Origin of the sequence: Massilia timonae, assembly GCF_001866515.1 — a bacterium.
GTDB classification, from domain to species: domain Bacteria; phylum Pseudomonadota; class Gammaproteobacteria; order Burkholderiales; family Burkholderiaceae_D; genus Telluria; species Telluria timonae.
On the sequence record NZ_JRYB01000001.1, the window covers coordinates 4,806,530 to 4,818,855 of the forward strand.

Consider the following 12,326-nt stretch of genomic DNA (forward strand, 5'->3'; position numbering starts at 1 on the left):
GGTAATCAGGAACGCATCGCCGGCGCTAGCCGTGAAGGATTACGCCGCGATTGACGCGGCAGTGCGTGGGGGGCGCTCGATCCGGGCGGGAACATGGCCGGTGAGGGAAAAGTGGATGTCGTCAAACGGCTGCAACAAGAAAAGAAAGTCGTGGCGATGGTGGGTGACGGGATCAACGACGCCCCTGCTCTCGCGCAGGCTGATATTGGCATCGCAATCGGTACTGGCACTGATGTCGCCATCGAAGCGTCCGATATCACGCTGCTCAAGGGCGACTTGCGAGGCGTTGTCAATGGTATCGCGCTGTCACGTTCAACGATGCGTACCATCAAACAAAACCTGTTCTGGGCATTCATCTATAACGTGTTGGGGATTCCGGTTGCTGCAGGTGTCCTGTACCCGTTTACCGGCTGGCTTTTGTCGCCGATTATTTCCAGCGCTGCAATGTCGCTGTCAAGTGTTTCAGTTGTTGCCAATAGCTTGCGCCTGCGGCGCTTTAAACCTGAAATATAGGAGGAAATATGGATAGCGCCGAGATAACCGTCGTGGTTAGTGAACTGCTTTTGATTGCTTTCGTGTTGTGGTACTTCTTTGGAGAGCGTAAGGCTGTCGCGGCCTCGACTACGGAGAGTGGTGTACAGGAGATCAAAGTGACCGTGAAAGGGGGGTACTCGCCCGATGTTATCGTCGTCAGGCAGGGAAAGCCGGTACGCCTTGAATTTTATCGGGACGAAACTGCTTCTTGCAGCGAGCAAGTCATCTTTGGTGATTTCGGCATCGCGAAAAATCTGCCGGCATTTAAGTCAACAGCGGTTGAGCTCAATCCGGACAAGTCTGGCGAGTTCACGTTCACGTGCGGAATGAATATGATGCGAGGGAAATTGATAGTGAACTCCCCTTAGAATGCCTGGTTATTGTTGCGAGAGATAGGGCACTTACTTACGCCAGTAGGCTCCGGGTGGACTGTTCATGATTGCTCAACAAAGCACTCTCGGTTTCCGACATCGCAAGCAAGAGTTTTTTGCCGGGCGGAGCATCGATCTTGTAAGCTTTCGTGATGCTGCCCCATACCCGGGCTGGATGCAGCAGGACGCTTTCCGCAGGGATTGCGCCTCTCCAGCCCGGGCTGTGCCGGGATTACTTAACTGCAGAAACAGTATAGACTGTCCCCTGTTGCGTGAACTCGACGTCAACTTTTTTGTCTACCGTCAGCTTGTCAAAAAGCGCCTTGTCCTTGACCGCGAACGCCATTGTCATCGCGGGCCACTGCAGACTTTTAACAGGACCATGGGCCAAAGTGACTTTCCCATTTGCCGGGTCAACCGCTTTCACGACCGCCGAAGCGGTGTGGACGGTTGTATCGGCCGCGCCTTTGGCCTTGTCGTCCGACATCATGTTCTTCATCATTTCTTTGCATTTTTGCTTGTCCATACCACTCATATCTTTCATTTCCATGCACTTCTTATGGTCCATGTTCATCATGCCGCCGCTATTCTGAGCGAAAGCAGCAGCAGAAGCAGAGAAGGCGGCGATGACAGCAAGTTGGGCAATGCGTTTCATAATAGTATCCTTTTAGATATAAATTAATTTCTTGACAGGTGCTTCAAGATAAGTCTTCATTGAAGCGAAGTGCTGTTCAATCAGACCTTATATTCGTTTCGTGGCAAGGTTTTGTTGTTTGCTTTGCTACAGCGGCTTGATTGGACTGTTGTTGGTGCTTGTTTTCTTGAGCTTGGGCTTGGCGCCAGCGTTCGGCTGCAACTTTTCTACCATGCTCAATTATTTGCCAGTCAGGGCCTGCGAAAGCCGGGTTGCCTGCTCCGATTAGGGCAGCGCCCACGAGCGAAATTAGCATCTTTTTCATATTCAAACCGTTCCAAGTAGTTGAGCGAAGACACATGTTCTGATTTGCATTGCAGTGCAAATCGACTGCATGGATAGATCATAGCGGAACGTAACTGACTGGAGGATTACCTGCACATTACGATGATGTAATGTATAAGGAGGGCTCTGACGACGCGGCCTGTTCAACCTTGTCGATCTGGCAGCAGCAACATGAATTCCTTTCCGCAAGTGCGAGCTCGACGTTGGTTTAGGGAGCCGCAACCAGCATCGAAGCTAGTCAGCGCAGTGATCTTATCCCGCTGCCGGTGCCCATCCACACGCTCAGCCATCCGTTGTGCAACAATGTCGTGACTTCGAGACGGTTGCACAAGCCGATTCAGGAAGACAAATTGTCATTTTCGTGTTGGTAGTTTGTTTGAGTGCAGTCCTCGGAACCTGTAGCTTTCTCTACAGTCCTCAATAAAATGACCGGCCAACACATGGAAAATTGAAATACATATGAAGATTCTTATTGTGGAAGACGAGCCTCGGGCGGCTCAGTACATCTCTCAAGGGTTAACTGAGCAAGGCTATATAGTCGAAACTGCGCTCAATGGGATAGACGGACTGCATCACGGTGTTGAGGGGGAGCACGACTTGATTTTGCTTGATGTCATGCTTCCCGGTGTCGATGGGTTCGCGTTGTTGTCCGCATTACGAACGGTTAAGCAAACGCCTGTGTTGATGTTGACCGCGCGCGGAAACACTGACGACAAAGTCAAGGGTTTTGATCTGGGCGCCGACGATTACTTGGTCAAACCCTTCCAGTTTCCGGAATTGCTCGCCCGTGTGCGCGCTTTGCTGAAGCGTGGCAACGTCGTTCCATTGGACCACATTCTACGAGTAGCTGATCTGGAAGTAGATCCTGTTAAACATCGAGCAGTTCGAGGCGGCAAAACCATCGACCTTTCTGCGAAGGAGCTCGCTTTGCTCGTCATGTTCATGCGGCGTCGCGGTGAGGTTTTGTCACGAACGCAGATTGCTTCCCTCGTTTGGGATATCAACTTCGATTCTGACACAAATATTATCGATGTCGCCGTCAGGCGGCTTCGCGCGAAAGTTGATGAACCATTTACGGTCAAGCTTATACATACCGTGCGCGGCGTAGGGTATGTGTTCGATCCACGCCCATGATCGCACGCAGTCTGACATCGAAGCTAGCAATGCTCGTCGGCTTACTTGGCCTGATCCAGGCAGTGGGCGTGGTGGTGTTTTCTTACGCCACCATTTCTTCGAAGATGGGTGAGCAGAGGCGCCAGGTGCTTAAAGTCGCGTTGGCGGAAGCTCGTACCATACTGGGTAACAATGGAAGCCTGGACACACTTGGATCGGTCGCGCATCGCCTTGCCGATCTGGTGTCGAGGCATGACGGTCTGCACGCGGCAGTGGCGCGGCCCAATAACTTTTCTGCTTTGATAGCATTTAGTCCTGTTGGCCTGCAATCGCTTGCTCGTCTACGGGATGATACCTGGGGCGTGGATGCTTTTTTGGATTGGCGGTCAGCCCCTTCAGGCGATCCGATGCTCTCAGTGGTTACGTCAGGCACAGTGACCAACGGAGAGCAATACGTCCTGATCCTGACGGTTGATCGTACTGCTGACGAAGAACTACTCTTGAACTTTGTAATGGTGGCAGCTGGTGCAGCCCCTTTTGCGCTCGCACTTATGTCGCTCGGAGCGTGGGCTATTGTCAACGTTGGATTAAGGCCGCTCAACCGATTTCGCGATGCAGCGATTTCAATGTCCGCGAGGAATATTCCAGATCACATCAATCCCGACGGGATGCCCCGCGAACTGGAGCCCCTCTGTCTCGCATTCAATGGCATGCTGGACCGTGTAGAGGACGGTGTCCGCCGTCTGTCCCAATTCTCAGCCGATTTGGCACATGAGATGCGCACGCCATTAGGGATCCTGCTCGGCCGCACCCAGGTTGTGTTGTCGCAGCCTCGGACACACGAGCAGCTTGTCGAGTTGCTGGAACAGAATATCGAAGAGTTGGAGCGGCTGACCAGGATTGTCGCAGACATGCTGTTCTTAGCGCAGACCGACAACTCAACTTCGCACCTGGGCATAACGATTGTTGACTTGGCCGATGAGGCCCGCAAGGTCGTGGAATATATAGAGCTCGTGGCGCACGAGCGCGATATCGATTTTGTCGTGGAAGGAGAAGGAAAAGTGCTTGCGGACGTCGGGTTGGTCGACCGTGCGATTACTAATCTGCTGTCAAACGCTGTCCGGTACGGCAATCCCAATAGCACCGTTGCGATCCGAATAAGAACGGCCGACGAGAGGGTTGAACTCGCAGTTACCAATACCGGGGCCCCTGTCTCCGCAGAGCATCTTGGCCGGCTTTTTGACAGATTTTATCGGGCCGACTCGGCCCGCTCGCGCGAAGCCGGCGGAACAGGCCTCGGCTTATCAATTGTCCAGGCGATTATGACGCTCCATGGTGGGTACGCCGCAGCTGGTAGTCACGCCAACGGGATGATTACCTTCACTTTGAGCTTCCCGTTACCAACAGCGGCAGTTCGAGAGAGTTCCCCGGCGCCTGAATAGCCTTCCAGCACACGTTTCCGCACAGCTGCTCATCCGATTCGAATCGATACTACGGCCTGGCACCGAATCCCAGTTAATGAGGCAGCCATCGAAAGCGCATGCAGCTCAGCCGAGCCCTGAGCCGATGATCAGCGGCATCGGGTCACCGATGGCGACTTACGAATCAAAAGTAATCCTAAAAGCTCTGCCGGCCATTTCGCGCCGGACCCGCGTGGTCCTGTCGAAGGTAACCACGCGGTCAGCACTATTTGCTGGCGTCCGGCAATGAAATGGGCACGACAGGGCGAATGAGTGGTCACGTTAACCGTACATCCACGAACGCCACTCAACCGAAGTACAGCGGATTCGGCGCGACGTACACCCGGACACCGCTAGCAGCGGTTTCAGTCGGGGCGATGTCGGACAAGTTGATTACGCCCTCACGGGTGGGAATATTAAAGGTCCACTCAAAAACATTCCCATTAACATCTAAGCGGACAGTTTCACCATCGTGAACATTGATCGCCCTTGTATTTGGCGAAATTTTAATCACCCGGGATGCGGTACCTTCCTTGGCGGGATGGCCGTAGGTAATCGGCCGGGAGTTGTCAGATGCGGCTGCACCAGCGCTGATACTGACAGAGAGAGCGAACAGGATTGCGGCAAACTTCATGGTAATTCCTCCTTAGCGGTAGCAACATTGACTGAGGTGCTTAGCTTATCGGTCGCCGTCTGACGCCGTGATGACGATCTCGTTACAGATGTGTAATGACCTGCTCCGCCGGAGCTCATCGGCGTCGCCGATGGTATGACAAAGTAGAAAGTTCATTGTGACTGTGTCGTAGACATTCATTCGGACTAAAGCCGTTGTGATTCGTGTGATTTCTCACATGCAGGTTCGAACCACACGATTGAGTTTTCACGTCTGGCAAACAACTTGCCAGCCAAGCATATTTTGGCTTCTTACGCCCTGAAATGCGTAGCAACCATGGCGGTTGCGACTGTAGAGGCAGAATCGATACTGATCTTGCTCCGCTTGCCCCGACCGATTCGGGAAGTTGCGCCGCTTGATGTCAGAAGGCTGAAACAACGCTGAAGCCCATGGTTGAACTACATTACGAAATCGTAATGAAGCGGTAACGTTTTTGATAGGTTATGCAAACTAAGATCAGGCATCGTTAGGAACCGTGCCTGGCTCGTGGCCGACCGTCAGCGATCTGGCCGACTTGCAACCCTAACGTAATGGACAAACAAACATGAACTTAGCTCAAATTGTGACAGGACCGATAATTCTTGGCTTGCTCATCGCCAGCACGAGCCTGCCGGCCGAGGCTGCCGATACCGCATTGACACTGAAAGGGGCGCAGAAGGTTGCGATTGACCGGTCACGACTTCTGACCTCGAAGGACTATGCTGCTGCCGCTGCGCGCGATATGGCAACCGCAGCGGGCGAGCTTCCCGACCCGGTATTGAAAGTTGGGATCGACAACCTTCCAGTGGAAGGTGTGGAGCGCTTCAGCTTGGGCCGTGAATCGATGACCATGCGTCGAATAGGCGTAATGCAAGACCTCCCACGCGCAGAAAAACGCAGACTGCGATCGCAGCGCTTCGAGCGTGAGGCCGAGAAGTCGCTTGCAGAGAAGGCGGCTTTGGCGGCGACAATTGAACGCGATACCGCTGTCGCCTGGCTTAGCCTTTACTACGCGCAACGTATGGCCGCGCTAGTGTTGGAACAGCTCGAGCAGGCAAAACAGGAGCTAAAGGCCATCGAGGCAGCGTACAGGTCCGGCACCAGTACGCAGGCTGAGATTCTCAGTGCGCAAAGCAATTTGTCTCAACTCGAGAATCAGAAAAGCGAAATCGAGCGTCGCTTGCGCGACGCGCGCATCGCACTGGCGCGTTGGGTCGGTGAGGCCGCTCAGTTACCGATCGCCGGCGAGCCTAACATTCACGAGGTTCGGCTTGATCTTGCCAACATTGAACGGGAGCTAAACCATCATCCCGAGCTTGCCGTGGCAACCAAGCAACAAGAGATCGCCACAGCCGAAGCGAATCTGGCCCGGGCTGATCGAAAAGCCGACTGGAGCGTTGAGTTAGCCTTCCAGCAGCGCGGCTCAGGCTATTCGAACATGGTTTCGTTAGGCGTTTCGATCCCCCTGCAATGGAACCGAAAGAATCGCCAAGACCGTGAACTGTCGGCAAGGCTGGCACAGGTTGAGGAAGCAAGAGCAGTTCGTGACGAAATGCTCCGGGCCCACGTAGCAGAGCTCGAGGCCATGATCAATGAATGGAAGACTAATCAGGATCGCCATGCACGCTATGTGCGTGAGCTCATCCCATTGGCGCGCTCGCGCGTCGACGCGCAGATGGCTTCTTACCGTGGCGGTAAGGCATCCCAAGCGGAAGTGCTAGCGGCAAAGCGTGAAGAGACGCAAATGCAACTTCAAGCGGTGGAACTGGAAACGGAAATCGCCCGACTGTGGGCGCAAATCAATTTTCTTGTTCCGAATACATCTCGCTTACATACCCCTTCCGTTTCGAACTGATCAGGACTCAATATGAAACTCAAACCGATCGTTATAGCCGCGCTGCTTGTGGCTGTTGTGGGAGCAGGCGGCTATGGCCTGTATCACCTGGGCATGCAAAATGGGATGAAAATGAGCGCGCCCATGGGCAGCGCCGCTTCTGGCCCAAAGACACAAGTCGACCAGAATACCGATCCCGCCACGGGACGGAAGGTGCTCTACTGGCACGATCCAATGGTTCCAGGGCAAAAGTTTGATAAGCCAGGCAAATCGCCCTTCATGGATATGGAACTCGTCCCGGTATATGCGGACGAAGTTAGCGACGACGGATCTGTATCGATCAGCCCGCGTGTTCAGCAGAACCTGGGGATCCGGGTGGCGGAAGTGACATCCGAGACTCTTGCCCCGACCGTCGAGGCGGTTGGCAGCGTGGCCTACAACGAGCGTAACGCAGAGCTCGTTCAAGCGCGCGCCGAAGGCTATGTCGAGAGATTGTTCGTGCGGGCGCCCCTTGATCCCGTCAAGAAAGGGCAGGCTCTGGCAGCGCTGTACGTTCCGGATTGGGTTGCGGCTCAAGAGGAGTACCTGGCCGCGCGAAAAATGGGGCCGAGCGCTCCCGGCGGACTGGTCGATGCTTCCCGTCAGAGGATGCGCTTGGCTGGAATGACCGAGGATCAGATCGGACGCGTGACCGACAGTGGACGGGTGCAACCGCGCATTACCATTAGCGCGCCGATCAGCGGAGTGGTCTCCGAGCTGACTGCACGCGAGGGCATGACTGTCAGCTCAGGCGCTCCTCTGTTCAAACTCAACGGATTGGCCACCGTATGGGTCAACGCAAACGTTCCTGAATCGCTCGCCTCACATGTCCGGCCGGGCGCGCTGGTCGAGGCTAGGACAACCGCTTTACCGGGGCTAGTACTAAAAGGGAAAGTCAGCGCTATCCTCCCTGAGGTTGACCCAACAACACGCACTTTAAACGCACGAGTGGAATTGGCAAACCCCGGCAATAAGCTGGTACCAGGCATGTTCGCTACCGTGAACTTCACACCTGCGGCGCGTACTGCCGCCTTGACGGTGCCGTCTGAGTCCCTTATCCGAACTGGCAAACGCAGTGTCGTGATGGTGTCTCTGGGCGATGGAAAATTTAAGCCAGTCGAGGTCGAAACTGGGGTTGAAACGAATGGCCGCACTGAAATTGTCAAGGGACTGGAAGCAGGACAACAAGTTGTTGTGTCTGGCCAGTTTCTTATCGATTCGGAATCTAGCCTGAGGGCGACGGAAACGCGTTTGGGTGACGCCGGGGCGTCTCCCGAGGCGAAACCGGCCGATGCAACCCATCGTGGCGAAGGAAAGATCGAAAGCATCCAGAAGGAAGAGATCACTATTTCGCACGGCCCGGTCCCTAGCGTGCAATGGCCAGCGATGACGATGGGCTTCAAGGTGCCAGCAGGTGCTGCACCCTACCCTGTCGCCGTTGGTGACAGCGTGAGCTTCAGGTTCAAGCAAACCAAGGATGGTGCTTACGAAATCGTCGACATCTCGAAGATCGGCCAATCGAACATGGGCACAATGAAGGGCTCGAAGAAATGATTGCCAAGCTGATTCGCTGGTCCATCGCCAATCGTTTTCTGGTTCTGCTGGCGACTTTGGCCATCACTGGGTGGGGCATATGGTCGGTTCAGAAAACCCCGCTCGACGCACTACCAGACCTGTCTGATGTACAGGTGATCATTCGCACCCCCTACCCGGGCCAGGCTCCGCAGATCGTGGAGAACCAGGTTACCTATCCGCTGACAACCACGATGTTGTCGGTTCCTGGAGCCAACACCGTTCGCGGGTACTCCTTCTTCGGGGACTCGTTCGTCTACATCCTGTTCGAAGACGGGACCGATCCGTACTGGGCGCGCTCCCGCGTGCTCGAGTATCTCAGTCAGGTCCAATCCCGCCTGCCGCCACAGGCGAAACCGTCGCTCGGACCCGACGCGAGCGGCGTCGGCTGGGTTTATGAATATGCGCTCGTCGATCGCACCGGCAAGCTCGATTTGTCCCAGCTACGTGCCTTGCAAGACTGGTTCCTCAAGTACGAGCTGAAGACTGTTGCAAACGTCTCAGAAGTTGCAAGCCTTGGCGGTATGGTGCGTCAGTATCAGATCGTGCTCGATCCAGAAAAAATGCGTGCGTACAACGTGGCGCACGGGATGGCAATCGAAGCGGTACAGAAAGCGAACCAGGAAGCTGGTGGATCCGTCCTCGAGCTCGGTGAAGCCGAATACATGGTGCGGGCCACCGGTTACCTCCAGTCTCTCGAGGATTTTCGCAAGAATCCGCTCATGGTCGCCGCCGGCGGCATTCCGGTTCGGTTGGGTGATGTCGCCCATATCCAGCTAGGGCCCGAGATGCGGCGGGGTATTGCCGAGCTTAATGGTGAAGGCGAGGTAGCTGGCGGCGTGATCGTCATGCGCTCAGGGAAGAACGCGCTCGAGACGATCGAAGCCGTCAAGACGAAGCTCGAATCGCTGAAAGCGAGCTTGCCCGCCGGTGTCGAGATCATCCCCACCTATGATCGCTCCGCCTTGATCACCCGCGCTGTCGCGAATCTGCAGGAAAAGCTGATTGAGGAATTTATTGTCGTGGCTGTCGTCTGCGCGATCTTCCTCTTCCATTTGCGCTCGGCGCTGGTTGCTATCGTCACTCTGCCGATCGGCATCCTGATCTCCTTCATCGTGATGCACTACCAGGGCGTCAATGCCAACATCATGTCACTAGGCGGAATTGCAATCGCGGTCGGCGCGATGGTCGACGCGGCAGTGGTGATGATCGAGAATGCGCACAAGCACCTAGAAGCGTGGAACCACCGTCATCCAGGCAAGACTTTGCAGGGAGAAGAGCGATGGAGAGTCATTGGCGACGCCGCCGCCGAGGTCGGCCCGGCCCTGTTCTTCTCACTCTTGATCATTGTTCTGTCTTTCATTCCCGTATTTACGCTGGAAGCGCAGGAAGGCAGGCTGTTTTCTCCCCTGGCATTCACGAAGACGTATGCAATGGCCGCGGCCGCGGGGCTGGCAGTAACCTTGATTCCTGTCTTGATGGGCTACCTGATCCGTGGCCGTATTCCAGACGAACATAAGAACCCGCTTAACCGGCTGTTAATTGCGCTATACCGCCCGCTTCTCGAGGCTGTGCTCAAGTCTCCAAAGGCTACGTTGGTGGCTGCTGCGGTGGTGGTCGCCATTACCGTTCTGCCGATGACCCGCCTCGGAGGTGAGTTCATGCCCCCGTTGGATGAAGGCGACCTTTTGTACATGCCGTCGGCGCTGCCGGGCCTGTCTGCCGGCAAGGTTTCGCAGCTGCTGCAGCAGACCGATCGCTTGATCAAAACCGTTCCCGAAGTGCAAAGCGTCTTCGGCAAGGCCGGACGTGCGGAAACGGCGACCGATCCAGCTCCACTGGAAATGTTCGAAACGACCATCCAGTTCAAACCACGTGATCAGTGGCGACCGGGCATGACGCCCGACAAGCTGATCGAGGAGCTCGACCGCGTGGTCAAGGTCCCGGGTTTGTCCAACATTTGGGTACCGCCGATCCGAAACCGTATCGACATGCTGGCGACAGGGATCAAGAGCCCAGTCGGTGTCAAAGTTGCGGGAACGGACCTGCAAGTCATTGACCGAATCGCAGGAGAAATCGAAACGATCGTCAAAGGGGTCCCTGGCGTGTCTTCCGCTCTCGCCGAGCGCCTTAGCGGTGGTCGCTACATTGACGTGAACATCGACCGGGATGCAGCTGGACGCTATGGGCTGAACATCGCTGATGTTCAGAGTATCGTGTCCTCTGCAATTGGCGGCGACAACATTGGCGAGACGGTCGAAGGCTTGCAGCGCTTCCCTATTAACTTGCGCTATCCGCGCGAGTATCGCGATTCGGTCGAAAAATTGCGTCAGCTCCCTGTGCTTACGCCGCAGGGCGCGCAGATTCGCTTGGGCGACGTCTCGACGATTCGAATTACCGACGGGCCGCCAATGCTCAGAAGCGAGAACGCGCGTTTATCTGGTTGGATTTATGTCGACATCCGCGGCCGGGACATGAACTCGGTTGTCCGGGATATGCAGAAGGCGGTAGGCGCCAAGGTCAAGCTACCCGCTGGCTATTCGGTGTCTTGGTCCGGGCAGTTTGAATACATGGAGCGCGCCAGTGCAAAACTTAAAGTGGTGGTTCCGGCCACGCTATTGATCATCTTCGTCTTGCTATACCTGACCTTTAAGCGTTTTGACGAGGCGGTATTGATCATGGCGACGTTGCCATTCGCCCTTGCCGGCGGCATCTGGCTGCTATGGGCGCTGGGGCATCATCTCTCCGTTGCCAGTGCGGTCGGCTTCATTGCCTTGGCGGGCGTTGCGGCCGAGTTCGGCGTCATCATGCTGCTCTACTTGAAGCATGCATGGGAAGACCGTATTGCCGCGGGCAAATCTTCAGAAGCAGACCTGGTTGATGCCATTCGCGAAGGAGCGGTGTTGCGGGTACGCCCGAAGGCCATGACCGTCGCAGTGATCATCGCCGGCCTCATACCGATCATGGTCGCCGGCGGCACCGGTTCGGAAATCATGCAACGTATTGCCGCTCCAATGGTCGGTGGAATGATCACTGCCCCGCTGCTGTCAATGTTCGTGGTGCCAGTCGTTTACCTCATGATGCGCCGCCGAGAAATTCGCCGCGTAGCTGCCAAGGCAGCACACGCATAGCGCATGTGCCTTGGTTGTCTGCTAACGACTTTTACGCAAGCGGAAGATCGGTTGAAATAGATGATGGGCGGTGCTACTAGCGCCGTCCCACCCAAAAGTCAGATCTAGAGCAGCGGCGAATCTCCTAGGGATGCCAACAAGCTGCCTTGTCCTGATAGAGGCATTTTGTTTATCAATCAATCTCAAAGGAGAACTACCATGCAGAACCAACAGTATTCCTCGTGCGTTGAAGCCTGTAATGACTGCGCAGACGCCTGCGATATGTGTGCAGGTGCGTGCTTGAGCGAGAACAATGTCCAAGGTATGGCGCGGTGCATTAGCCTCACCGTCGACTGCGCGCAAATCTGCCGACTCGCCGCTGGCGTGATGGCCCGTGGTGGAGAAGCTGCCAAGGCGCTATGCGAAGCCTGCGCCGCAGTTTGCGACCTGTGCGCCGACGAGTGCAGCAAGCACCAGGAAGAGCATTGCAAGGCATGTGCTGACGCGTGCCGACGCTGCGCAGCTGAGTGCCGCCAAATGGCGGCGGCATAATTTTCCTGGAACTGCAGACGCCATCACAGCGTGCCCAGATCATTGGGCTTCATCAATCAGATGTAGTGATGAGACGTAGGCGATAAGGCTCTGCTTCGATTGTAAAAGTT

10 protein-coding genes and 1 pseudogene are annotated in these 12,326 nt (G+C 55.4%); 8 read left to right on the forward strand and 3 right to left on the reverse strand.

Features of this window, described 5'->3' with window-relative positions:
* Positions 1-57: 57 nt before the first annotated feature.
* Together LO55_RS20390 and LO55_RS20395 are read left to right on the forward strand one after the other, a co-directional pair.
* Positions 58-513: pseudogene (locus LO55_RS20390) on the forward strand (HAD-IC family P-type ATPase); the annotation flags it as partial.
* An 8-nt stretch (positions 514-521) separates the two neighbouring features.
* Complete coding sequence (locus LO55_RS20395; RefSeq protein WP_071362890.1) at positions 522-902, forward strand: cupredoxin domain-containing protein; 381 nt, start codon at positions 522-524, stop codon at positions 900-902.
* Positions 903-1,137: 235 nt separating this feature from the next.
* Here LO55_RS20395 and LO55_RS20400 read toward each other — a convergent pair whose 3' ends face one another.
* Together LO55_RS20400 and LO55_RS26485 are read right to left on the reverse strand one after the other, a co-directional pair.
* On the reverse strand, positions 1,138-1,560 hold the full coding sequence (locus LO55_RS20400; protein ID WP_071362891.1) for a copper-binding protein: 423 nt from the start codon (positions 1,558-1,560) through the stop codon (positions 1,138-1,140).
* Between the two features lie 76 nt (positions 1,561-1,636).
* Entirely contained in the window at positions 1,637-1,864 is a 228-nt protein-coding gene (locus tag LO55_RS26485; RefSeq protein ID WP_143054574.1) for a hypothetical protein, read from the reverse strand.
* Between the two features lie 479 nt (positions 1,865-2,343).
* Between LO55_RS26485 and LO55_RS20405 the strand changes: the two genes are divergently transcribed.
* Both LO55_RS20405 and LO55_RS20410 read left to right on the forward strand, forming a co-directional pair.
* Positions 2,344-3,018, forward strand: coding sequence for a heavy metal response regulator transcription factor (locus LO55_RS20405; protein ID WP_071362892.1), 675 nt, complete (start codon positions 2,344-2,346; stop codon positions 3,016-3,018).
* Positions 3,015-4,439 (forward strand): heavy metal sensor histidine kinase, encoded by a 1,425-nt coding sequence (locus tag LO55_RS20410; protein ID WP_083415464.1) that lies wholly within the window; start codon positions 3,015-3,017, stop codon positions 4,437-4,439. The genes LO55_RS20405 and LO55_RS20410 overlap by 4 nt, the downstream gene beginning before the upstream one ends.
* Positions 4,440-4,764: 325 nt before the next feature.
* Here LO55_RS20410 and LO55_RS26005 read toward each other — a convergent pair whose 3' ends face one another.
* Complete coding sequence (locus tag LO55_RS26005) at positions 4,765-5,091, reverse strand: CzcE family metal-binding protein (protein WP_083415465.1); 327 nt, start codon at positions 5,089-5,091, stop codon at positions 4,765-4,767.
* A gap of 583 nt (positions 5,092-5,674) precedes the next feature.
* Between LO55_RS26005 and LO55_RS20415 the strand changes: the two genes are divergently transcribed.
* From LO55_RS20415 to LO55_RS27455, 4 genes are all read left to right on the forward strand, one after another.
* The gene (locus LO55_RS20415) at positions 5,675-6,964 is read left to right on the forward strand and encodes a TolC family protein (protein ID WP_071362894.1); all 1,290 of its coding nucleotides are present in this window, start codon (positions 5,675-5,677) and stop codon (positions 6,962-6,964) included.
* A 12-nt stretch (positions 6,965-6,976) separates the two neighbouring features.
* On the forward strand, positions 6,977-8,536 hold the full coding sequence (locus tag LO55_RS20420) for an efflux RND transporter periplasmic adaptor subunit (protein ID WP_071362895.1): 1,560 nt from the start codon (positions 6,977-6,979) through the stop codon (positions 8,534-8,536).
* Positions 8,533-11,685 carry an efflux RND transporter permease subunit gene (locus LO55_RS20425; protein WP_071362896.1) on the forward strand — a complete coding sequence of 1,051 codons (3,153 nt, stop codon included), beginning with the start codon at positions 8,533-8,535 and terminating at the stop codon, positions 11,683-11,685. Before LO55_RS20420 ends, LO55_RS20425 begins: the two co-directional genes overlap by 4 nt.
* A gap of 198 nt (positions 11,686-11,883) precedes the next feature.
* Complete coding sequence (locus tag LO55_RS27455; protein ID WP_083415466.1) at positions 11,884-12,216, forward strand: four-helix bundle copper-binding protein; 333 nt, start codon at positions 11,884-11,886, stop codon at positions 12,214-12,216.
* Positions 12,217-12,326: the final 110 nt, after the last annotated feature.